This window comes from Burkholderia sp. Ac-20353 (assembly GCF_017104785.1).
Classification (GTDB): domain Bacteria; phylum Pseudomonadota; class Gammaproteobacteria; order Burkholderiales; family Burkholderiaceae; genus Burkholderia.
Window position 1 is genome coordinate 15,708 of record NZ_JAAGPL010000077.1, and the last position, 23,155, is coordinate 38,862.

Below are 23,155 nucleotides of genomic sequence, written 5' to 3' on the forward strand. Positions count from 1 at the left end.
CGCTTCCGCGGCGGCTCGCTTCCTGTCGAGACCACGTCGATCGGGCGACGTGATTCAGCAGATTCATCCAGCCGCCTCCGCACGGACACGCAGTTGTCCCGTCATCGTCATGTCCGGTCGCTATCTTTCAACACGGCTTGTAATTTTCCGTAACGGATCGTCTTGCCGCCTCACCGTCGCGCGCGTCCGACATTCGGCACGCCTTTCTTCAAGGAGCAATCGTGAAGAATCGTTCACCCAAACATGTCTTCAAGTTGTGCGTCGTCGCATCGGCAGCGCTGATTGCCATACAGGGCGCGCACGCCGATTCCGCGAACGAAAGGGAAGCCACGGAACACAGCGGCAGGATGTCGCTGGCGACGGGCCAGTACATCACGCCGCAGCATCTCACGGCCGCGGTGCTGCAACCGCTCAATCCGGGCCTGCCCGCGTACCCGAACTTCGTTGCCGGCGAAGCGGTGCGTTCGCAACTGAGCCCCGACGGCACGACGCTCGCCGTGCTGTGCGCGGGGCAGAATTCGCTCTATGCGCCCGATGGCAGCGTCGACACGGCAAACTCGACGCAATACCTGTTTCTCTACAACGTGGCGGGTGCCAATATGGCCAAGCCCGTGCTGACCCAGGTGATCAAGCAGGCCAACGCCTTTGTCGGCCTGGTGTTCTCGCCGGACAGCAGCACGCTCTATGCGGCGGGTGGTGCTGACGATGCCGTGTATGCGTATCAGCGGACCGGCGGAACCTGGTCGCAGACGGCAAAAATCGCGCTGGGGCATGCGGGCCAGGGCCTGGGGCTCCTCGGTGTACAACCCAATGCGGGCGGCCTGGGGCTGTCCGCCGACGGCAAGACGCTGGTCGTGGCCAACAACTACAACGATTCGATCAGCGTGATCGACACCACCACGCACACGGTCCGCTACGAGCACGACCTTCGTCCCTATCGTGCGAACAATGAAGGCACTGACGGCGGCGCCGGCGGAACCTTTCCGTTTGCGGTGGTCGTCAAGGGCAATGGCACCGCGTATGTGTCTTCCGATCGTGATCGCGAAGTCGTCGTGGTCGACATCTCGTCGCCTGTCGCCGGCCACCTGATCAAGCGCATCAAACTCGACGGCAATGCGCTCGGGATGACGCTCGATGCGTCGCAGGCCAGGTTGTACGTGGCGCAGGACAATGCCGACCAGGTCGCTGTCATCGACACCGCGAGCAACACGGTCACCGCGAAGATCGACGCGCGCGGTCCGGCGAACCTGTTGCTCGGCACGAAGTACACGGGCGCGGCCACGTTCGCGGTCACGCTTTCGAAGGATGGCAAGACGCTCTACGCGGTGAATGCCGGCGCGAACTCGGTGGCCGTGATCCCGCTCACCGGCCCCAATGCGAACAAGGTCACGGGCCTGATCCCGACGGCCTACGAGCCGCACGACATTACGTTCAGCGCCGACGGGAACTGGATGTATATCGTGAACGGCAAGAGCATCACGGGCGCCAACCCCGGCCACCTGTATGGCCACACGGAACTCGTCACCAACGTGACCTTCCCGGGTGGCAACGCGGCAGCCGCGGCCGCGGCGAGGGCGTCGAACCAGTATCAGTTCCAGCTCGAACGCGCGTCGCTCGTCAGCGCGAAAGTGCCCAACGCGCAAGAACTCCATGAGTTGACGGAGATCGTTGCGCGGAACAACTTCTACTCGGAAGATACGGCCGAACACGGGGAGCGGAAGATCGAGTTCCTGCGCAACCGGATCAAGCACGTCATTTACATCGTCAAGGAAAACCGCACGTTCGACCAGATCCTCGGCGACCTGCACAACGGTGCGAACACGGCTCCGGCGCTGACCATGTTCGGCAAGAACATCACGCCGAATTTCCACAGCATCGCGAGCAATTTCGTCACGCTGGACAATTTCATGGATCCCGGCGACGGCAGCATGGACGGTTGGTCATGGGCGTTGCAGGGCCGCGTGACCAATACCGAAACGATCACCCAGCAGATCAACTACGCGGCCGTGAACCGTGGCTTGTCCTACGAATCCGAAGGGTCGAACCGCAACGTGCCGGTCAATCTGGCAACCGTCGCGGAACGCGACCACGCAACCAACGGCGCATACAGCAGCGGGGCCGGCGGATTGGCCGGCGGCCCGGTCAACCTGTTGGCGGGCGTTGGCAACCACGCGTCGTCCGACGCACCGTTCGGAATCCAGAAGGGCTACATCTTCAATGCCGTGCTCGAAGCAGGGGGCACCGTGCGCAATTACGGATTCCTGGTCAACAATATCGGCAGCATCGGCACCAAGAGTTCGCCGGTGTCGAACCCGTTCGCGGCCGGTATCGTGCAGGCGGCCCCGCTCGAACCGACGCTCGCCGCATTCACCGACGTCTACTTCCGCGGTTACGACCAGAACTATCCGGACCTGTGGCGGTACAACGAATGGAAACGCGAATTCGACCAGTTCGTCGCGCAGGGGAACCTGCCCAGCCTGTCGACGGTTCGCTTCAGCCATGATCACACGGGCAGCTTCGGTACCGCACTCGCCGGCGTCAACACGCCGGAAACCCAGCAGGCCGACGACGACCTGGCAGTCGGCCGGCTCGTCGAGGCCGTGGCCCACAGCCCCTATGCGGCAGACACGCTGATCATCGTCACCGAAGACGATTGCCAGGACGGCCCGGATCACGTCGATTCGCATCGAGCGACGACCTATGTGGTCGGGCCGTACGTCAAGCAGCACGCGGTGGTCAAGACGCGCTACAGCCAGGTGAATGTGCTGCGGACGATCGAGGACATTCTCGGCACGCAGCACATCAATCTGAACACGGCCTATCAGCGGCCGATGACGGACGTCTTCGACATCCATTCATCAGGCGCATGGACCTACGACGCAACCATCTCGACCGTCCTGAAGACGACGACGCTGGCGCTGGGCGGGCAGGACGGCGCCGTGCAATTCGCACGGGGTCCGGACGTCAAGCCGACGCACGACGCCGCCTATTGGGACCGCGTCACCGCGGGTTTCAATTTCGACGAGGCCGATCAGGTGCCGCCCGCCAAATACAACAAGGTGCTGTGGTCCGGCATCAAGGGCAAGCGACCGTATCCGACGGTGCTCCGCGGTCAGCAGATTGCCGATACGGACGACTGACGCACGGCACGACTGCACGGGCGACGCAGCGCGCGTCGCCCGCCAGCGTGGTGGCAACACGTGCGGCAATGGCAGCCGTCTGGCCGTCGATGATCGCGACCAACAGCGGTCTGACAAAGGTCGCATTGGAGCGACGCTTCCCGTTCAACGCAGCGTGCTGATCCCGGAGGCTTGCGTCGTCACGTCGCGATAGAACGCATCGATCGCATCCACCATCTGCGAGAGCCCCGGTTGCTCGAGCGGATAGTGCCCGGCGTTGTCGAGCATCACCACCTTCACCGGCACCTTCCGGACCCGCGCGAGGAACGGTTCGCTGAGGTGCAGCGGCGTCCACCGGTCCGCAGCGGGCTGGGTCAGCAGGATCGGGCAGACGTCGAACTGCTCGGGCTCCACTACCGGCTGATACGACATGTAAGAGCTGAGAAAGGCCATCGTCATCGCATTGCCTGCCGAGCGCCGGTCGGACAGCCACACTTTCAGCGCGGCGTCGTTGTTGACCAGCGCGGACATCTTGCTGGCCAATGTCATCGGGATGCGCAAGGCTTTCAGCGGCGTCATCGCGCCGAGGTTCAACATCGGGCCGCCGACGCGGCTCATGAACAGATTGCGTGCCGTCTCGTCACGCACCTGTTGAAGGCGCTGGTCGAGAAAGGTCATGCCGACGATGCCCTTCACCTTCCGGTTCATCGCGGCCACGTGATACGTGAGCATGCCGCCCGCGCTCAGTCCGTAAAGCACGATCGGGCGCTTGTCCTTGCCGAGTTCCGCATCGACGAGGTCGCTGCCGGCGCGCACCCAGTCGTCGTAGCGGACCAGCGCGCCTTTGGCGACCTCGGTCATCCCGTATTCGGGCATGTCGACCGCAATCGTCTCGTAGCCGCGCCGCGCCAGTTGCTCGCCGAGGATCATCGACATCTGGCGCCCGTTCGTGCCGACGCCGTGAAACAGGATCACCTTCACCTTCGCTTGCGGGTTGCGGTACGTGTCGAGATGGAGGCGATGGCCGTTCCAGTTCCACCATTCCTCACGTGGCAATTGATCATCCTTCCACTGGAATTCGGGCGGGAGAAACTTCTGCATGTCGCGCCAGACAGGCTGGCTTGCGTAGGTCATCGGCATGGAGGCTGACTCGGTCGGGTTTGATGGGGTGGCTTCTTCGGCGTGTGCGGGCGCACTCAGTGCGGTCGACGCGCCGATCGCGAGCAGCAGCGGTCTGGCTCGGCGAATGGCAGGGATGAGGGTCATGGCGGCGTTGCGGTGCGGGTTGCGATGCCCACCATCTTCGTCGGGCAGCCGTCGGCGATCCATGTTGGGGCAGGCCAACCGCTTTAGAATCTAGGCCAACACTCACGGCGAGGCGCCCGATGAACGTCTGGAATTTTGCACGCAGCCCGGCTTCGGTCCTGCTCATGATCGCGTACGGACGCGGCCGGAAGATCTCGCCGTCGGCGTTGCTCAAAGGCTCGCAACTGACGCAGAAGCAACTCGCCGATCCGGACTTCACGGTGCTGGCAGCGCAGGAGCTGACAGTCGCGTCGAACCTGTTGGCGCTCACCGGGCACGAAGCCGACCTGGGCCTGAAGCTCGGCCTGTCGTACCAGCTGTCCGCCTACGGATTGCTGGGATACGGGATGATGAGCAGCGCGACGGGCATGGCGGCGATCGCGCTCGCAGGCCGCTATCTGGCGCTGACGTACACCTACGTCGGGATGGCGTATCGTCGAGCCGGGCCGCACGACGTGGTCACGTTCGAGCCTGCGCCGGAGCTGTCTGCGGATCTGCAGCGCTTCTTCGTCGGGCGCGCAATGGGCGCCACCTGCCGGGTGCTGCGCGACGTGATCGGCAGCGATTTCGCACTCGCGACATTCGATCTGGCTTACGACGGCGAGCCCGGCGGGAAGAGTCAGGTGCTGGGCGCGAAGGTCCGGTACGGCCAGCGCGCCAGCGCGATCACGTTCGAGCATGCGCACCTCGAGCGGCCGCTGCCCCAGGCGAATGCCGCCACCGCCGCGATGTGCGAGCGCATGTGTGCCGAGCTGCTCGCGCGCCGGCGAACCCGCCTCGATATCGTGTCCTTCCTGAATGAATACCTGGCCACGCACACGTTCGACAGCCCGCCGCAGCTGAAGGACATCGCGGCGCTGCTCAACACCAGCGAACGCACGCTCAAGCGCAGGCTGCAGGAAGAGGGCGCCTGCTTCCGGGACATCTCGAACGCGGTGCGCAAGGCAAGGGCACATGCGCTGATCGTCGAGGGACGCCTGTCGATCAAGGAGATCGCGCAGGAGCTGGGGTTCAGCGACGTGTCGTCGTTTTCGCAGGCCTACAAGCGATGGACGGGCACGGCGCCGAGCATGACGCGATTGCGCGCGTAGCGCGCAGATTCTCGATCGATGCCGGAGGTGTCGAGGTTGCTCATGGCGTGGCGATGGACATCAGACCCTATGCGATCTTTCCTCGTGTCTATCGTGTCTATCGCGTCGATGGCCAGGACGACGTGCGGCAACCTGAATGCCGGATACCGTGGAGCCCGTCGCGACGCCAGTCATTAGTATTCCGATAAAACCAAGCAAGACTGCGATGATTCGGCCGACGGTTGTTGTCGCCACGATGTCGCCATAGCCGATTGTCAGCGCCGTGACCGCGCAAAAATAGAGCGTCTCGCCAGGTGTTGACGGAGTTCGCGTGGCTGTATCAATTGCTCCGCCGAAGTAGTACATCAGAATGGCCAGGATAAGGAAGAGTACGAGCAAGATCGCCAGAATGCGGCGCAGTCGCCAGAAAATTTTTGTGACTTCAACCGCAGCGTGGTGTGGCGAAATTTCACTGTGGAGATCGTTCCCGGCATCGTCGCTCATGTAGCGGCCATCGAAATATTCGAGATTGCGGTTCTACTCATCGTTGTTCCATCGTACCCACCCATCTCGACGAGTTGTTCGACAGCGAACAGCAGGTCTGCTACGCGACGTTCTCAACGCTCTTGTGTAGGGCTATTCGACGATTTTGCCAAAATGTGAGGGTCATTCATATCTTTCTTTGTGAATGTGAATCACATTCATGTTTTACATGACCAAGATCAAATCACAGTCACGGCGTTTTTGCGATCGTGCGTCTGTGCGTTTGCCTTGAGTGGAATCAGCATCACCTCGCTGTGCAGATCCTGTCGTTTGCCGACAGCGAGGCGATGCTTCGCCAAGCGGACGGATCCTGATCAACTGCTGTTCAAACAGAGTGAAAGCGATGTTCATATTGAAGGTCATTCTCGCTGCGTTCCTGATGCTGGCCGTTCCGCTCGCTTGTGCGGGCGTCTTCCTTGGGCTTTTGACGGCGCTGCGGCAATTGTTCGTGCCTGGGCCCAGGAAGCGGCATGTCGCCGCGCGGCAATGACCGGCGCTGGTCATGCCGGATGAAACAGCGATTCAGCCGCGCATCGAGCGAGATGCATGAAATCCGTACGAGTGCGCTGGATCGCCTGTGTTGACCAATCTAAAACAAGGAGCACCGATGTCCTGGCTGGCTGGAACACTGCAGCACTATCCCGAGATAGCCGTATTTCTTTCTCTTGGAATCGGTTATTGGGTGGGGGGAAAGAGCATCAAGGGCTTCAGTCTCGGTGCCGTGACGGCAACCTTGCTGGCGGCCATCGTAATCGGGCAACTTCATATTTCCATTTCGCCGAACGTCAAGTCGGTGTTCTTCCTGATGTTTCTGTTTGCCGTGGGCTATGGAGTCGGGCCGCAGTTCGTCCGCGGAATCGCAAAGGATGGCTTGCCACAGGCTCTGTTCGCCGTCGTTCAATGCGTGTTGTGTCTCGCGATACCGGTCATTGCCGCGAAACTGGCGGGCTACAGCGTAGGGTCAGCGGCCGGACTGTTCGCCGGATCACAGACCATTTCGGCATCGATGGGCCTCGCCACGGACGCCATCAACCGGCTCGGGCTTCCGGCCGACCAGGCCAAGGCGCTACTGGATCAGATGCCGACCGCCTATGCCGTGTCGTATATCTTTGGCACCGTTGGCTCCGCCGTGATTCTTGCCACATTGGGCCCGAAACTGTTGCGCATCGATCTGGTAGCCGCGTGCAGGGAGTACGAGGCGAGCGTGGGCGGTGCGCAGGAACCGGGTGACGCAGGCCAGGCATGGCACCGGTATGAACTGCGCGCCTACAGGATCGCCCCGGATAGCACGATTGCCGGCAAGACGGTGCGCGAGGTGGAAGCACTTGAGCCCGAAGGCGCGCGGTTGTTCATCGAGCGGGTCAGACGCGCAAACGTGATCGAAGAGGCGACGCTGAATCTCGTTCTGCAGCCCGATGACGTGGTGGCGGTCGCCGGTCCTCGCGAGCAGCTGATTTTGCTACTTGGTGCAAGAGATCGGGACACTAGCCATGACGGCGAGCATGCCGTCTCGACGCGCGTCGCGCCAGCCCTCGAAGTAGACGATCCTGAATTGCTTGCGGTGCCGGCGGAAGGCGTGGATGTCTACGTGACCAGCAAAGCCGTGGACGGAAGGACGTTGCACGAACTCGCCGGCTTGCCTGCTGCGCGCGGCGTCTATCTGCGCAAGATCAAGCGAGGTCCGACAGAAACGCAGATCCCGGTTCTGCCCAACACCGTGCTGCATCGGGGCGACGTCGTGACGATCGTCGGTCGAACGCAGGACACGACTGCCGCCGCGAAAGCACTGGGTGTGCTGGACAGGCCGACCAATGCAGCCGACGTTGCCTTCGTGATGCTGGCCATGACCGTGGGGGCGCTATTGGGCGCGATGGTCATCAAGGTGGGAGCAGTTCCGATCACGCTCTCGACCGCCGGTGGCGCGTTGATAGCCGGGATCGTCTTCGGTTGGCTGCGCGCGATTCATCCTACGTTCGGCCGTATTCCAGAACCGACGGTCTGGTTCATGAACTCAGTCGGTCTGAACGTCTTTATCGCCGTCGTTGGCATCACGGCTGGTCCAGGTTTCGTTGCCGGCTTGCAGCACCTGGGGATCAGTCTGTTCCTGTGGGGCATTTTCGCCACGACGCTGCCGCTGATTCTGGGGATGTTGATCGCCAAGTACGTGTTCCGTTTCCATCCCGCGATTCTGCTTGGGGTATGCGCTGGCGCCAGAACCACGACAGCGGCGCTCGGGATGATCTGCGACGCGGCGAAGAGTCAGATTCCGGGCCTCGGCTACACCGTGACCTACGCGGTAGGCAATACGTTGTTGACTATCTGGGGCATGGTGATCGTGATGGTAATGACGTGAACGGGCCGGTAGCGATACTGCCGGCGTTGATAATCGTAAGTACTGCGTGTCAATTCAGCGCTGGCACCGTAGCAGGTCCATTCAAGACGTCTTGACATGTCTAGCCGTCACTTCCTCTATTTTTCCTCAATGAAGGAGTTTCACATGAATATTCCGATCGAAAAAATCACCCCGTACGACGAGTTCAACTATCCGGTGCCTGAGGACGCGTTTCCGCAACACGGGATGTCCGCTCGCGCGGCGGAGGCGCTGGTGATCAGCGACGAATGGACGGATACCAACCCGATGCTGAACATGTCGTCGTTCGTCACGACCTACGGCGAGCCGGAGGCGATCGAGACGGCAAAGCGGAACATGTACAAGAACTACATCGACCACGACATGTACCCGCAGCTTTTCGCGATGGAGACGCGGATGGTGAAGTGGCTGCATCAATTGTGGAACGGTCCGAAGGGCGTCGAACCATACGGCACCGCCACGGTGGGGTCGTCGGAAGCATGCATGCTGGCGGGCCTCGCACACAAATGGAACTGGCGGCAGGCTCGCGAGAAAGCAGGCAAGGACGCGACGCGGCCGAATATGGTCACGGGTGGCAATGTCCAGATCGTGTGGAAGAAATTCCTGCGGTACTTCGATGTCGAGCCGCGAATCGTACCGCTCGAACCTGGCAACTATCGGCTCACTGCTGAACACCTGGAGCAGTATGTCGACGAAAACACCATCGCGGTGGTCGCAATAGCGGGGCAGACGTTCACTGGCGAGGACGACGACATCCAAGGGATCCACGACTGGCTCGATGCTTACGAAAAAAGGACCGGCATCTCGATCCCGATGCACATCGATGCGGCGTCCGGCGGTTTCGTCAATCCATTTCTCTATCCGGAATACGAGTGGGACTTTCGTTTCCCGCGCGTGCTGTCCATCAATGCCTCCGGGCATAAATACGGGCTCACGCCGCCAGGGCTCGGCTGGGTCATTTTCCGGGAGCGCAAGGTATTCAACGAGGACCTCGTGTTCTACGTGAATTATCTGGGCGGGGAAATGCCGACCGCCACGCTGAACTTCAGTCGCAACGGCTTTCAGATCGCGGTGCAGTATTACCAGTTCTTGCGTCTCGGGTTCGACGGTTATAAGCGAATCATGCGGCACACGCTGGATAACGCGATCGCGTTGCGCGAGATGCTGTTGGAGAGCGGCTACTTTACGGTGATGAACGAGACGCAACGCATTCCTGTCGTGGCCGTCACGCTCGACAAGCGCATCAGGAATTTCAACGAATTCGATGTCTCCAACAAGGTACGCGAGAAAGGCTGGGTACTGTCTGCGTATTCCATGCCTGCGAATGCAGAAGAGGTGATGAGCCTGCGGGTGGTGATCAGGCCGCACATCAACCACAACGTCGCGCAATTGTTGGGGCACGACATCATCAACGCTTGCAAGTATCTCGAGGAACGGGGTGGCAACGCTACGCCTCCGAAGCTGCACGCGCATGCAAAGACAAAGTCCTCTCAGTCAAAGTGTTGAGTCGAGCGTTCACACGCAAAGTATTCCAACGGAGAACACCATGACACAAGGCAACGACTCGAAGGAACAGGCCGGTCTCGACGCACTGAGTCCATTCGAGCTGAAGGACGAGCTGATCAAGGCGGCCGGCGGCGGTGCTGTCGAGCGTCCCGCCAACCTCTCGATGCTCAACGCGGGCCGCGGCAACCCCAACTTTCTCGCGACGGTTCCCCGTCATGGCTTTTGGCAGCTTGGCCTGTTCGCGATGCGCGAGTCCGAGCGCTCGTTCGCGTACATGCCGGAGGGCGTGGGCGGTTTCCCGCAGCGCGCGGGCATCGTCGAGCGCTTCGAGCTGTTCTTGCGCGAAAACAACGGGCTGCCCGGCATCGCTTTCCTCGCGGGCGCGGTATCGTACGTGCGCGACCAACTCGGCCTCTCGGCGGGCAATTTCCTCCATGAGATGACCGAAGGCATCCTGGCGTGCAACTATCCGGTCCCGGATCGCATCCTGAAGAACACCGAAATCATTGTCGGCCAGTACTTGCGCCGCGAGATGATCGGCAAGCATCCATTCGTCGGCGAGTTCGACGTGTTCGCGGTGGAAGGCGGCACGGCGGCGATGACGTACATCTTCAACACGATGCGCGAGAATTTCCTCATCAAGCCGGGCGACACCATCGCGCTCGGCATGCCGATCTTCACGCCGTACATCGAGATTCCCGAGCTCGGCGATTACCAGCTCAATGTCGTGCACGTCGACGCCGATGTGCAGAACGGCTGGCAATACGCGAAGAAGGAGCTGGACAAGCTGCGTGATCCAAAGGTCAAGGCGTTCTTCCTCGTGAATCCGAGCAACCCGCCGTCGGTGAAGATTGACGACGCGAGCCTCGAATACATCGCCGAGATCATCAAGGAGCGTCCGGACCTCATCATCCTTACCGACGACGTCTACGGCACCTTCGCCGACAACTTCGTGTCGCTCTTCGCGCTCGCGCCGAAGAACACGATTCTGGTGTACTCGTACTCGAAGTATTTCGGCGCGACGGGCTGGCGCCTGGGCGCGATTGCGACGCATCGCGACAACGTGCTCGACCACACGATCGCGCGCCTCCCCATGGAGCAGAAGAGGGCGCTGCACCAGCGCTACGAATCGATCACGACGGAGCCGGACAAGCTCAGGTTCATCGATCGCCTCGTCGCGGACAGCCGCACGGTCGCGCTCAATCACACGGCGGGCCTCTCCACGCCTCAGCAGGTGCAGATGGTGCTGTTCTCGTTGTTCGCGCTGATGGATACGCCGGACGCGTACAAGAACACGTTGAAGCGCCTGATCCGCAGTCGCAAGCGCGCGCTGTTCGAAGAGATGGGCGTTGCATACGACGACGGCGATCCGAACCAGGTTGACTACTACACGATCCTCGACCTGGAATACCTGGGCGAAAAGCTTTTCGGGCGCGACTTCGTCGAGTGGCTGCTCAAGCAGGTTCAGCCGAACGAGATGCTGTTCCGTCTCGCGCATGAGGCGCACGTGGTGCTGCTGCCCGGCAAGGGCTTCGGCACGCCACATCCGTCCGGTCGAGTGTCGCTTGCGAACCTCAACGAATCGGAGTACCGCAAGATCGGTCGGGCAGTACGCAAGCTTATCGAAGATTACGTGCGGCGCTACAACGATGCGACGGGTCGGAAGCTCGATACGAAAGCGGTCGGAGCGCAACGTTCATGAGCCTTCGACCGTGTGCTGCGGGCCGTATTGCCGGGCGAAAGCACTGTTCCGATTGCTTTATGAATATCGCAGCGCCATCGACTCCGGGGAGATGAATATGGTCAAGACAAAGGAAAAAACCTGCCGCGACGGCAAGCCGCGGGAAAGGGGGCGCAGGAAGTCCATGTCAGGTAAGGAATACAGGCAAGCGCTGTTTCCGTTGCAGGTGGAACTGGTCCGGCTCCAGGAGTGGGTGGTGCAGACCGGGGCCAAGGTTTGCATTGTGTTTGAGGGGCGCGACGGGGCCGGCAAAGGTGGCACGATCAAGGCCCTGACCGAGCGTGTCAGCTCCCGAGTATTCCGGGTCGTGGCGCTGCCGGCACCTACCGAGCGCGAGAAAACACAGATGTATGTCCAGCGCTATCTTCCGCATCTGCCCGCTGCGGGTGAAGTGGTGATCTTTGACCGAAGCTGGTACAACCGGGCCGGTGTCGAGCGCGTGATGGGTTTTTGCACGGAAGAGCAGGTGGAAAGCTTCTTCCGGGCCGTGCCGCTCGTCGAGCAGGCAATTCTCCACTCGGGCATCCTGCTATTCAAGTACTGGCTGGAGGTCAGCCCGGAAGAGCAGGCCCGCAGACTCGACGCACGTATCGAGGACGGCCGAAAAACCTGGAAGCTCTCGGATATGGACCTGAAGTCGTACAGCCGTTGGTACGACTATTCTCGAGCTCGCGATGCGATGTTCCGTGCGACTGACACGGCTCTTGCGCCGTGGTATGTGATCAAGTCGAATGACAAACAGCGGGCACGCCTGAACCTGATTACCGATCTGCTCGGCAAGATTCCGTACGAAAGCCTGCCACGCAAGCAGGTGTCTCTGCCCGAACGGCAGCAAGCGGAAGGCTACGTCGAACCCGCGTACCCGTATAAATACGTGACCGAGAAGTACTAGGGTCTGTTTACACTTGCTTGGCGTCTTGCGGGCCGCGTGCCCCTTCGCCGAACACGCCTGCGATGCGCGCGCGACACGTGTCCCGCTCGCGCATCTTCGTTCCGCTGCTGGACGTGATGCGCGACGGCATCCGTCACCGTCGGATAGAAATTCAGTTGCCCGAACGTGTCGAACAATCGATAAGCGCGCAAACGGTCCTTCACCGGCCCCTTCATTTCCGCGAAGCACAGCGCGATCCCGCGCTCCCCGAGTTCGCCGCGCAGTGCGACGAGCCGGTCCGCTGCGCTCACGTCGATATCGGTAACGGGCTCGGCCGCGACGACGACGCATGTTACCGGCGACGGCGCACGCGCGAGCGCAGTATGCAGATGCTCGCAAAAGATCTCGACGTTCGCATAGAAGAGCGGTGCGTCCCAGCGAAACAGCACGAGCCCCGGTGTCTGCACGGCGTCCGGATGACGGGCAATGTCGTGATAGCCACGGACACCTGCTAGCCGGCCGAGCACCGCATCGTACGGATGCCACGCCCGCCACACGAACGACAGCAGCGACAGCGCGCTCGCAAGTAGAATGCCCGGCACGACGCCGACGCCAATGACGCCTGCGAAGCACAGCACCGCGATCAGGCATTCGCCGCGGCGCATCCGGTACAGCCTCACGATACTGCCGACGTCGGCGATGCCGAACGCTGCGTAGACCACGATCGCCGCCAGCGCGGCGCGCGGCACCAGCACCAGCAGCGTCGGCGCAACAACGAGCAGCAGCACGATACAGGCCGCCGCGACCAGATTCGTGATCTGGCTCTGCGCACCGGCCGCCATCGCAACGGGCGTGCGCGACGCGCTGCTGCTGACGGCACAGCCTTGCATCAGGCCGGCCAGCAGGTTGGCGGCGCCCAGCGCGACGAGTTCCTGATTGCGATCCGGCGCGTCGCCGGCGCGCATCGCGAGTGCACGCGACAGCATGCTGATGTCGGCGAACGAAACGAGTGCAATCGCGATTGCGCCCGACGCAAGCGCGGTCACGTCCGCCAGCGAGACGGCGGGAAGATGCGGTGTCGGCGCACCGGCGGGCAACGCGCCTACCGTCGCGACGTCGTGTAGCGGCGGCAGCCGTCCAATCAGGGTTGCAGCGAGCACGGCTATCAGCATTCCCGGCCAGCGCGGTGCGATTTGCTTCAGAAGCGGAATGGCCGCGAGCACACCCAAGCCGAGCAAGCACGCGTTCCCGGAGAACTGGCCGCGCAGCAGGTGTTGGACGGTAGCCGATATGCCGCCACCCGTTGCTGGCATGCCAAGCAGCTCCGGCAACCGGCCGACGACGAGCGTGGCGGCAATCCCGTTCAGGTAGCCGTACTGGATCGGGCGCGAAAGCAGGTCGGTCACGAAGCCGAGCCCGAGCGTGCCGATCAGGATGCAGATTGTCCCGGCCGACAGGGCCAACGCCGCAGCCAACGCCACTGCGCGTTGCGGGTCGTGGCCGGCAAGCGGCGCGATGGCGCCGGCAATCAGCGCGGCCAGCGCCGAATCGGGCCCGAGCACGAGAATCCGGCTCGGGCCCAGCAACGCGTAGGCAAGCAATGCGGCGATCGACGCATGGAGCCCCGTCACCGCGGGCAGGCCGGCGGCCTGCGAGTAGCTCATGCCGACCGGTACGAGTACCGCGGTCAGCGCGATGCCCGCATAGAGATCTCGAGCAAGCCACGCGCGCCGGTAGTGCGTCAGCAGCGCGATCCCTGGAAGATATCGTGCGAGGGGTTCGGGAAGAGACCGGTTCATCGCATGTTCGCCGGTGGAATGAGCGCGCGGTTCCGATATCGTGGCGACGGATCGTCGAGATGGAGGTCTGCGGCAAGTGAGCCAACAGAACTCATCCGATGGTCCCCCGGTAGCCGGCAAGCGGCGGATCGTCATTTCATCGTGTCAGCAACCGTCCGGTACCGGTTGACCCACGTCAAGCACCGGTTGCCGAGACGTGCGCGGCTGATCCACGGCGCGCTCACGATCGGCGAAATCAAATGCGCGCGAGACCTTCCGAGTCGACGATGCGAATCTGCTTGCCTTGCGTGGCGACAAGCCCGTTCCGCTGGAATTTCGACAGCATGCGGCTGACCGTCTCGAGCTTCATGCCGAGATAGTCGCCGATTTCATCGCGCGTCATCCGCAACACGAATTCCGCCGCCGAATAACCACGTGCCTTGAAGCGCGTGGATAGATTCAGGAGAAATGTAGCCACGCGCTGTTCGGCGCTCATCGTGCCCAGCAGCAGCATCAGCCCCGATTCGCGGACAATCTCGCCACTCATCATCTGGTAGACATGATGTTGCATCGCCCGTACCTCGCGACACAACTGCTCGAGCTGGCCGAACGGGATGATGCAGACCGTGCTGTCTTCGAGCGCGATTGCATCGCCGTTATGACGACCTGTATGCAAACCGTCCAGCCCGAGCGACTCGCCGACGATCTGAAAACCGGTCACTTGCTCGTCTCCATCACGATGCACCATCACGGTCTTGAATGAACCGGTCCTCACGGCGTAGATGCTCTTGAACGTATCGCCTGCGCCGTAAAGGTGTTCCCCGCGCTTGACGTGACGTGTCGTGCAGATCATCGCGTCGACGCGTGCGAAATCCTCGTGCGTCAGGTCTTGCGGCATGCATACGGTCCGTAGCGCGCATGACGAACAGCGGGACGTGGCGCGCTTGGGTTGGTCCGCACGTTCCACCGGATGAAGGGGAATGAAAGGGTACAACGGCGCGGCTGTCGGGACATTGGCATGGTTCAGCATGATCTGCTCCAGTTAATTGGGCCTGCAGCGAACTGCGCCGAGGCAAGGTCGCGTCGACCATTTCACAAGTGGTGTCGATTTTTGTACCGTCTTCCTGAAACGATCTCCGAACCGGCTCTTGCCGAACGATGGATGCCGCCGCGATCGGGCGGCGCCCCCTCGTTCCGGGGGCACATCGTTACCTACTTTTGTCGACAGACAGTATGGGGTGGCTGACGCGTCAGCGAAATCAGCCGTGATTGAAATCGTGGTAAGTAATACGGAAGTCTTGTAGGACGTTTCCTACACGGGTGCGACGTACTGCCGCAGCCGTGGCTCCGCTGACACCTCGGGGCAGTCGTTCGACCACACGGTGACATCCGATTTCTCGTCGAGGCAGGCTATACGGTGCTCGCGATCTCGACGCGTAACCCTGGCGCGCAAGCGCGAGACGGCCGATGTGACGCGCTGCGCTCCGTCACGCTGCTCGCGGCACAGACGGATTTCAGCGAAGCCGACGCGCCGTACCGGAGCCGGCACGACTTCATTTGCGAGACGTCCTCGGTCGACGGCTCATGGTGGACCTGCTGGCGCGACTGGCTGCGCGAGCGCTCGACGGGCAACGCGCCCGCGCGCGGGCCGGAAGCAGGGCTCGGACCGGCGCCGGGCGCCGACTTGCTCGAAACATGAACGGTTGAAAACCCATTCCGGCGCACTTGCACTCGTTATCGCTCGTCCCGCGCGGTCGGGTTGAGCAGCGCGACGAAGGCGGCGATGCCGGCAATCAGCGCGACGATCGCATAGATAAAGAGGTGCTGGTCGTCGAACAGCATCCCGTGCACCACGCCGAGCAACGCGCCCAACGTAATGAACACGAAGAGCGTCGCGAGCACGATGCGGGATTGCCTGCGTATCATGTGTTCTCCTGAATGACGGTTTCCGCTTGCCCGGCGGCCTCGGCGGCCGCGGCGTCCGAGGTCATGATCGCGTGCCGGGGCGCGGCGCGGTTGATCCATATCAACGGACGGAAACGGCGCAACCGCTCGGCCCCGTTCTCGCCACCGGGGATGCGTCATGCTTGATGCACGTCAATGAGGGCGTTGTATGCCGGGCAGAGCTTCCAGCCCGCGCCAGGTTTTACGCAACCGTTGACCTGCATCAGTGATCCGGCCGCGCATGCGCTCACAGTCGAGTCGATGGAACGCTACCGGCGCGCGATGCGCTTCGAAGACACCGGGCTCCGCACAGTGACTCCGTTCGGCGTGGTCGGTGCGCCATGGATCGATACCACGGCGCTCGCTCGCGACCTGCATGCGATGTCACGATCCTGTGGTCGATCGGGTAGTCGATGTATCGACTGCCGTCTGAGGTGGCGCGAGCCGTTCCGACAGCGGCAGGTTCTCCGTTGAGGCAGATCATGCGTGCGCGCGTTATGTGCTCTATCACGCGGCCGTCGCCGCGCGGTGTCCACGAGTGAGAGGGATGACATGCAAACGCCGGAAACGAAAAGCGCCGTACAGGCGATCCTCAGGGAACACCAACAACTGTCGACCATTATCACGGGCATGCAGCGCTTCGTCGAACTTCTCGGCGCTGGTGCGAAGACACCCGGATTGATGGTGCTTCGCGCCATGCTGTACTACATTCGCGAATTTCCCGAGCAGGTTCATCACCCCAAGGAAGACTGCTTTATTTTTGCGCGCCTGTGGCACCGTGCCTACGATCTCGATAAGACCATCGCTGATCTCGAGGAGCAGCATGTTCGAGGCGAAACGCTGGTGCGAAATATCGAACATGCACTGACCCGATATGAACTGGCTGGCGAGTCAGCTCTTCCGGTCTTGCGCAAGATGGTCGACGACTATGCCGCGTTCTACAGAAATCACATGCGCCTGGAAGAAGAGGTCATACTGCCTGCCGCAACGAAATGGCTGACGGCGCAAGACTGGCACGAAATCCATGAGGCGTTCGGCGCAAACCGTGACCCGTTCGCAGGCGTCGAGGCAGAGGAAGATCTCGGCCACCTCTTCTCATTGATCGTCAACGCCATCCCGGTGGCGTAAATCCGGGTTCGCGCCGGGCGCGATACGGGCGCAATACGGGCGGCCGTCGCAACGTCGACGATCCGCCCGAAGGCCGGAGCTCTGGAACCCGGCCAGCACGTCGCGATTGTCCCGTGTCTGATCCAGGTCAATTACCCCGAATCTTCTCGACCGATACTTGACTCAACCTGGCAGTCAGCCAAGGGGATCGACATGCAAACGCCAGCAGCAAGAAGCGCCGAGGCCGACGATGTTTCGGTCCATGCTGTATTACATCGGCGAATATCCGGAGCAGCTGCATCACCCCAAGGAAGAGCGCTGCCGGCGTTGCGCGAGATGGTCGAAGCATACGCGGCGTTTTCCGCAAATCACAGGCGTCTGGAAGAAGAGGTGATTCTGCCTGCCGCGCATCAGTGGGCTGACTGACGAGGACTGGAACGCACTCGATGAGGCGTTTGGTGCAAACCGCGATCCGTTCGGCGACGTCGAGGTCGAGGCAGATCTCGGTCGCCTCTTTGCCATGATAGTCAGGGCCATCCGGGAACCCTATGTCTGAGCACTCAGCAGCCGCGTCAAGGGGCGCGGGTCCGCGGTCCGGAAACGCAAGCAGTGCGATAGCCGCCGCGTGCCGAGCCGGCGAGCGGGTCTCGCGGTCATGCGAACGTCGATCTGCAATGGCCCGGGCGGCCTCGGCTGTTCTGTTGGCATCCTCATCGTCGATCTAGCATTGCAGTACGGCGGGTAGAGCACGTTAGTGCGCGTATAGGCGCCCCGTGGGGAGAGTCTTTCCAGCACGCGCAAGCGCCAGCGTCCCGACGACGGGGATTTCAAGCAGCCGCATGGCGCTTAACCGGAGGCACGTGACATGAAAATTTTGGCGCTGACCATCACCCTTGGGCTCGTGCTTGCCGGAACAGCCTGTCACGACCTGGAGCATTCCCGGGCTGTCGACAATCCGTCTGTTTCCGGAAAGACGATCGCAGAGCAGGTTTGCTCGAACTGTCACGGCGTGACGGGCGTCGCAGTGTCGCCCATGTTCCCCAAGCTGGCGGGCCAGCAGCGGGAATACCTCGTCAATCAATTGACGGACCTTAGAAACCGCGCCCGATCCGACCCACACGCCAAAACGTTCATGTGGGGCTTCACCCACTTGACCGATGCGCAGATCGGCGAAATCGCCAACTGGTTTTCAAGTCAGCCACCGGTCATGGGATCGCCGGGCAATCCCATAACCATGGAGCAAGGCAGGGCGATCTTCTTCTCCGGCCTGCCCGACAAGGGCGTTCCGGCTTGCACGACATGTCACGGGCAGAATGGCGAGGGAATGGGGCAGTTTCCACGGCTTGCCGGCCAGCACCAGGAGTACGTCGTGACGCAACTCCTGGTGTTTCAGCGCACGGATCAAAGGCCTCGCGGCGCGACGATGAAGGCGGTTTCACGAAACATGTCGGAGCAGGAGATGCGACAGGTGGCGGCTTTCGTGGAGGCTTTTCCGCCGGCGGCTGGCGCGGTGAAAGGAACGCCGGCCACCCAATAGCCTGAATGCGCGTGGCATTGGTCCCCAACACATCTCTTTCGTTGCGAAGAATCCGAACACATGACGAGAGTGTTATTCATTTGCAGCCGGAACCGGCTGCGCAGCCCGACGGCGGAAGCCGTGTTCGCTCAGTGGCCGGGCATCGAGACGGATTCGGCGGGGCTCGCGCCCGATGCGCAAGCGAGGGTGTCGCGCGAGCAGATCGCGTGGGCCGAGATCATCTTCGTGATGGAGCGCACACACAAGGCCCGGCTGTCGAAGCAATTCGGCGCGGACCTGAAAAGCAAGAGAATCGTGTGTCTCGACATTCCCGACCGGTACGCATACATGCAGCCTGAACTGATCGCGCTGCTCGAACGCAAGGCGGGCAGGTTGCTGCGGTCGTGAATCGGGCGATGGAACTGCGACGCGGTCGTTATCGGCGGGCGCACGGGCCGCGGCACGTTGGTCGCGCGTTCAATCGCCACCGAAGCCGGCGTTCGTCAGCAGGTCGTCGACGATGATCTCGCCGGCCGCGCGTCCGGCGCTGAGGGCATCCAGCGTGTCGGCGAACGGTTTCCCGGTATCGTCGGACAGCCGCACCGGCGAGAAGAAGATCGACGACGTGTCGCCCTCGCGAACCTGCACGACGGCGACATAGCCAGGCGCAAGCGCAGTCGCGCCGGCGTCGCCGGCCGGATGATGTTCGCAGCGGACTTCGATCGTGTACCCGCGGTAGGTGTACTTGCTGGTCATGTCGGGCTCGCTAAGGGGCGCGGCGTCGGGAACGCTCACTGGGCAGCGGATTTCGGACGAACGGTGTCGGACAGGCGCTAACGACGATGAACAGCCACAGACAGCCACAACCAGCCTCAAACAACCTCAGACGGTCTCGGCGTACCTCGTCCTGAACGACTGGTCGAACTGCAGCAACTCGATGATCTTGCGCGTCGGAATGCTCGCGCGCAGTGCCGCCAGTCGATCGAGCGGAAACCACTTGCAATGGACGATCTCGTTGCGGGCGCGCGGCGCCAGGTCGACGGGAACGTCGGTAACGAATACATGGTGCAGCTTCGTGAGTCCGCCGAACTGGACTGCATAGGTGAGCGCAAGCCCCTCCAGCGCCGTTTCCTCCGACAATTCGCGATGCGCGGCCTCCAACGGTGTTTCGCCGCGCTTGATCGAGCCGCCCGGCAGCGACCAGCGCGACTCCGTCCGCGCGACCAGCAGCACGCGGCTGCGCTGGCGGCACACGATGGTCGCCCGTTCCTTGACGAGCAAAGTGGTGTCGGTTTGCGAGATCATGAGTATCGATGCGTTGCCGCAAGCATAGATGAATTCAGGGGGATTTGTCAGGTTCCAATCGTTCGTCATCCGAACAGGATCGTGACGGGGCGTCAATGTGACGCGAGCGTGTCAACCGCGTGAACATTCACGAGCAGGCCGGCTGCATGAGCAGCCGCATCACGTGTGCCGGTAGACCGCGTGTCGTGTATGCCTGACGTGCCGCGCGTGCCGGTGTTTGTGGACCGCAGGCCGGTAATGGTGCCGATGCGGCGTCACATGGTGCCGCCGCGACGCGGGCCGCGCCTCGGGCACCGCCCCCTGCGGCAGCGGTGCAACCTCGGTCGCACCCGGCAGCGGCGCGGGCTGCGCCGGCTGTGCGTTGCTTTGCGGCTGGGTTTGCCCTTCGCCGAATCGATAGGTCTGCGCGTGCGCGACACCCAGCGTCGATGCGAGCGCGATGGCGGCCAGCAGCATGCGTTTCATGAAACCTCCGGACCTGTGGGGAAGTCGTGCGACCGCAAGCTTAGCGAACGGCAGCGCATCCCCGCAACCCGATCGTGCTCGGCACCGCGCGACAAGCCGCGATCCTCGTCTGAACGCGTGTGCCCGTCGCTACCGCGTGACAATAAAATTCGTGGTGAACGTAAATTCACAAACAGGAATTACTTGACGGATCGACTCGGCCCGATTGCTGAGACAGCCATTCGCGGCCATCGCATTTTTTTACCACACTGGATTCCGTATTCACCGAACATCTTCTTCGCCGATAAACCGCCAGTCGAAGAAATTTTTAAACGATGAAATCCGCCATGCTTTGTCTGGATGCCACGGATTTTCATCAACCGCCGATGGGCGAACACAATTCCACGAGTGTTCCGTCGGGACAGCGCACATAAGAAACCGTCTGTCCCCACGGTTTGACCGACGGTTCCTTGATGGACGTGGCTCCGGCGCTTACTGCCTTAGCGTGCGCGTCGACTACAGATTCCGTGACCAGCGCAATTTCAATCCCCAAAGGCACCGGTGAGCTATCGGCGGCGGCGTAACCTGCGGGAAGGTTGTCGCGACCAAGATGATGTGCTGCAAAGGCAAGCGCTGTTTGCCCTGTCTCAAGTTCACCGTAATCAGCTTCGTGAACAAAACGGGTTTTGAGTCCGAACGCCTTGCCAAAAAATTCCAACGATGCCGGAACATCGGCAACGTAGATAATCGCGTATCCAAATTTCATGTCGTGATCCTCTTATAAATTCGTTGAGAGTGTAATCAAACACGAATGGAATTTCAAAACCTGTTTTCGAGAACGGTAATGCGTTGTTTCCGTGTGCTGCGCCGGTTGCGTTGGCGGGTTTGCCGCAAACCCGCCAACGCAGGGAGACGACTGCAGGAAGACGACTGAATGATTCCGAGACTCGCGCCCGCGCGGCATTCAGCGATACCAGCGCGGCGTATAGACCCAGTCGCGCCCGTCGCCGACCGAGAAGCGCCGGGTCGTCGATGATCCGACGATCACCATCGTGCGCATGTCGACCTGGTCGGCGTGCAGCGCGCCGAGCGTCGTATTGACGAGCGTCGCGCCGGGCCGGCCGATGTCGCGGCCGAGCACGACGACGGTGTCGGCCGCGCGATGCGCGCGCACGACGTCGAGCGCGCGGTCGAGCTGCCACGGCCGCGCGCGCGAGATCGGGTTGTAGAACGCCATCACCAGATCGGCCTCGGCCGCATGCGCGAGGCGCGTCTCGATCACGTCCCACGGCTTCAGGTTGTCCGACAGCGAGATCACGCAGAAGTCGTGGCCGAGCGGCGCACCGGCCTGCGCGGCGGTCGCGAGCGACGCCGACACGCCGGGTTCGACGCGCAGATCGACTGCCGCCCAGCGCGGGTCGCGTGCTTCGTCGAGCGCTTCGAGCACCGCGGCGGCCATCGCGAACACGCCCGGGTCGCCCGACGACACGACGGCGACGCGCCGTCCTTCCGCAGCGAGCTCGAACGCGTGGCGTGCGCGCTGCATCTCTTCGCGGTTGTCCGTGCCGTGCACGCGCTGCTCCGCGCGGAACGGCCCGGCCATGTTCACGTAGGTCGTGTAGCCGAGGATGTCGGTCGCCTGCGCGAGCGCCGCGCGTGCCGCGGGCGTCAGCCACGCGGCGCTGCCGGGCCCGAGACCGAGCACGGTCAGGCGGCCGCGCGCGCGGCCGAGCGTCGCCGGATCGACGGGTTCGGTGGCGACCGCGCAGGCCAGTCCGTCGTGCGCGTCGTTCGAGTCACGCATCGCGTGCGGCACGCGCAATACCTGTCGCAGCACGGCGCCGGCTTCGGCATCGACCTCGGCATCGACAAAGCGCAGCGGCGCCCCAAGCGCGTCGGCGGCCGCTTCGAGCGCCGCGTCGCCGATCATCGTCGCCGGCGCGACGAGCGCGGCCAGCGCTTGCGGCGCAAGGCCATGTGCGTCGAGCAGTGCGCCGATACGCGAGACGAGCGGGGCGCCCTCGGTGTTCTCGATGTTCCGGGTGTTCTCGGTGTCTGACGCGCGGAGACGCGCACCTACGCCGATCACCACGCTGCGCGGATGGATCACGAGTTCGTCGCGCGCGCCGCGCCATGCAAGCGGCGTCACGCGGATCGCATGCGCGGCCGCGTCGTCGCGCGGCAGTGCGACGTCGTCGAGCCACCGCGCAGCGCCGTCGACGCGCGTCGATGCGCCCGCGAGCAGGTCGGAGACGAAGCGCTTGCCTTGCGAGAGATCGGCGAGCGCATAGCCGTCGGGCGGATTGAGCACGCAAGCGCCGAAGCGCAGCTCGCCGCTCGTCGTGATCGCGGGCGCGACGCCGAGCCAGTCTGCCAGCTCGCGCGCGATCACGTTCACGCCGGTGAGGCCGCCGAGCAGCGGCACGACGGCCGAGCCGTCGTCCGAGATCGGAAGAGCGGCGTGTAGGGAACGAGTGTCGGAACTGGTGTAGATGTCAGTGGTCGCCGTGCGCTCGACAAAAAACACACCTCACT

At 62.4% G+C, this 23,155-nt stretch carries 20 protein-coding genes and 1 pseudogene; 11 read left to right on the top strand and 10 right to left on the bottom strand.

What is annotated here, in order from left to right; translation table 11 throughout:
* Window positions 1-221 precede the first annotated feature (221 nt).
* Window positions 222-3,140 (top strand): bifunctional YncE family protein/alkaline phosphatase family protein, encoded by a 2,919-nt coding sequence (locus G3N94_RS21680; RefSeq protein WP_205794617.1) that lies wholly within the window; start codon window positions 222-224, stop codon window positions 3,138-3,140.
* A 144-nt stretch (window positions 3,141-3,284) separates the two neighbouring features.
* Here the strand turns inward: G3N94_RS21680 and G3N94_RS21685 are convergent, their stop codons facing one another.
* Window positions 3,285-4,259, bottom strand: coding sequence for an alpha/beta fold hydrolase (locus G3N94_RS21685; RefSeq protein WP_241022004.1), 975 nt, complete (start codon window positions 4,257-4,259; stop codon window positions 3,285-3,287).
* A 245-nt stretch (window positions 4,260-4,504) separates the two neighbouring features.
* On the opposite strand from G3N94_RS21685, the gene G3N94_RS21690 reads away from it, so the two are divergent.
* Window positions 4,505-5,515: an AraC family transcriptional regulator gene (locus G3N94_RS21690; RefSeq protein ID WP_205794618.1), complete on the top strand. Its 1,011-nt coding sequence runs from the start codon at window positions 4,505-4,507 to the stop codon at window positions 5,513-5,515.
* A gap of 60 nt (window positions 5,516-5,575) precedes the next feature.
* Here G3N94_RS21690 and G3N94_RS21695 read toward each other — a convergent pair whose 3' ends face one another.
* A complete protein-coding gene (locus tag G3N94_RS21695) occupies window positions 5,576-5,998 on the bottom strand; it encodes a potassium channel family protein (protein WP_205794619.1) in 423 nt (140 codons plus the stop codon).
* A 646-nt stretch (window positions 5,999-6,644) separates the two neighbouring features.
* Here G3N94_RS21695 and aspT point away from each other — a divergent pair.
* The 4 genes from aspT (at window position 6,645) to ppk2 (ending at window position 12,547) form a co-directional block, all read left to right on the top strand.
* Window positions 6,645-8,390, top strand: coding sequence for an aspartate-alanine antiporter (gene aspT / locus G3N94_RS21700; protein WP_205794620.1), 1,746 nt, complete (start codon window positions 6,645-6,647; stop codon window positions 8,388-8,390).
* 144 nt (window positions 8,391-8,534) lie between these two features.
* On the top strand, window positions 8,535-9,914 hold the full coding sequence (locus G3N94_RS21705; protein ID WP_205794621.1) for a glutamate decarboxylase: 1,380 nt from the start codon (window positions 8,535-8,537) through the stop codon (window positions 9,912-9,914).
* A gap of 40 nt (window positions 9,915-9,954) precedes the next feature.
* The gene (locus G3N94_RS21710; RefSeq protein WP_205794622.1) at window positions 9,955-11,616 is read left to right on the top strand and encodes a bifunctional aspartate transaminase/aspartate 4-decarboxylase; all 1,662 of its coding nucleotides are present in this window, start codon (window positions 9,955-9,957) and stop codon (window positions 11,614-11,616) included.
* A 97-nt stretch (window positions 11,617-11,713) separates the two neighbouring features.
* Window positions 11,714-12,547 (top strand): polyphosphate kinase 2, encoded by an 834-nt coding sequence (gene ppk2 / locus G3N94_RS21715; RefSeq protein ID WP_205794623.1) that lies wholly within the window; start codon window positions 11,714-11,716, stop codon window positions 12,545-12,547.
* On the opposite strand, the gene G3N94_RS21720 is transcribed toward ppk2, so the two are convergent.
* Window positions 12,544-14,325 carry a SulP family inorganic anion transporter gene (locus G3N94_RS21720; protein ID WP_205794624.1) on the bottom strand — a complete coding sequence of 594 codons (1,782 nt, stop codon included), beginning with the start codon at window positions 14,323-14,325 and terminating at the stop codon, window positions 12,544-12,546. The genes ppk2 and G3N94_RS21720 overlap by 4 nt on opposite strands.
* A 235-nt stretch (window positions 14,326-14,560) precedes the next feature.
* Window positions 14,561-15,334, bottom strand: a complete 774-nt coding sequence (gene fnr, locus G3N94_RS21725) for a fumarate/nitrate reduction transcriptional regulator Fnr (protein WP_205794625.1) — start codon at window positions 15,332-15,334, stop codon at window positions 14,561-14,563.
* A gap of 387 nt (window positions 15,335-15,721) precedes the next feature.
* On the opposite strand from fnr, the gene G3N94_RS21730 reads away from it, so the two are divergent.
* Window positions 15,722-16,003, top strand: coding sequence for a hypothetical protein (locus G3N94_RS21730; protein ID WP_205794626.1), 282 nt, complete (start codon window positions 15,722-15,724; stop codon window positions 16,001-16,003).
* Window positions 16,004-16,038: 35 nt separating this feature from the next.
* Here the strand turns inward: G3N94_RS21730 and G3N94_RS21735 are convergent, their stop codons facing one another.
* Window positions 16,039-16,230, bottom strand: a complete 192-nt coding sequence (locus G3N94_RS21735) for a DUF2964 family protein (protein ID WP_205794627.1) — start codon at window positions 16,228-16,230, stop codon at window positions 16,039-16,041.
* Window positions 16,231-16,800: 570 nt separating this feature from the next.
* Between G3N94_RS21735 and G3N94_RS21740 the strand changes: the two genes are divergently transcribed.
* From G3N94_RS21740 to G3N94_RS21755, 4 genes are all read left to right on the top strand, one after another.
* Complete coding sequence (locus G3N94_RS21740) at window positions 16,801-17,376, top strand: hemerythrin domain-containing protein (protein WP_205794628.1); 576 nt, start codon at window positions 16,801-16,803, stop codon at window positions 17,374-17,376.
* A gap of 192 nt (window positions 17,377-17,568) precedes the next feature.
* Entirely contained in the window at window positions 17,569-17,781 is a 213-nt protein-coding gene (locus G3N94_RS42540; protein ID WP_241022002.1) for a hypothetical protein, read from the top strand.
* Between the two features lie 439 nt (window positions 17,782-18,220).
* Window positions 18,221-18,892: a c-type cytochrome gene (locus tag G3N94_RS21750; RefSeq protein ID WP_205794629.1), complete on the top strand. Its 672-nt coding sequence runs from the start codon at window positions 18,221-18,223 to the stop codon at window positions 18,890-18,892.
* Between the two features lie 60 nt (window positions 18,893-18,952).
* Entirely contained in the window at window positions 18,953-19,279 is a 327-nt protein-coding gene (locus tag G3N94_RS21755; protein ID WP_205794630.1) for a low molecular weight protein tyrosine phosphatase family protein, read from the top strand.
* A 69-nt stretch (window positions 19,280-19,348) separates the two neighbouring features.
* On the opposite strand, the gene G3N94_RS21760 is transcribed toward G3N94_RS21755, so the two are convergent.
* From G3N94_RS21760 to cobJ, 5 genes and pseudogenes are all read right to left on the bottom strand, one after another.
* The gene (locus G3N94_RS21760) at window positions 19,349-19,627 is read right to left on the bottom strand and encodes a hydrogenase maturation factor (protein WP_205794631.1); all 279 of its coding nucleotides are present in this window, start codon (window positions 19,625-19,627) and stop codon (window positions 19,349-19,351) included.
* A 126-nt stretch (window positions 19,628-19,753) separates the two neighbouring features.
* Complete coding sequence (locus tag G3N94_RS21765; protein ID WP_205794632.1) at window positions 19,754-20,176, bottom strand: NUDIX hydrolase; 423 nt, start codon at window positions 20,174-20,176, stop codon at window positions 19,754-19,756.
* Window positions 20,177-20,335: 159 nt separating this feature from the next.
* Window positions 20,336-20,641, bottom strand: coding sequence for a hypothetical protein (locus G3N94_RS21770; protein ID WP_205794633.1), 306 nt, complete (start codon window positions 20,639-20,641; stop codon window positions 20,336-20,338).
* 355 nt (window positions 20,642-20,996) lie between these two features.
* On the bottom strand, window positions 20,997-21,386 hold the full coding sequence (locus tag G3N94_RS21775; RefSeq protein ID WP_205794634.1) for a VOC family protein: 390 nt from the start codon (window positions 21,384-21,386) through the stop codon (window positions 20,997-20,999).
* 198 nt (window positions 21,387-21,584) lie between these two features.
* A pseudogene (gene cobJ / locus G3N94_RS21780) lies at window positions 21,585-23,069 on the bottom strand (precorrin-3B C(17)-methyltransferase); the annotation flags it as partial.
* Window positions 23,070-23,155: the final 86 nt, after the last annotated feature.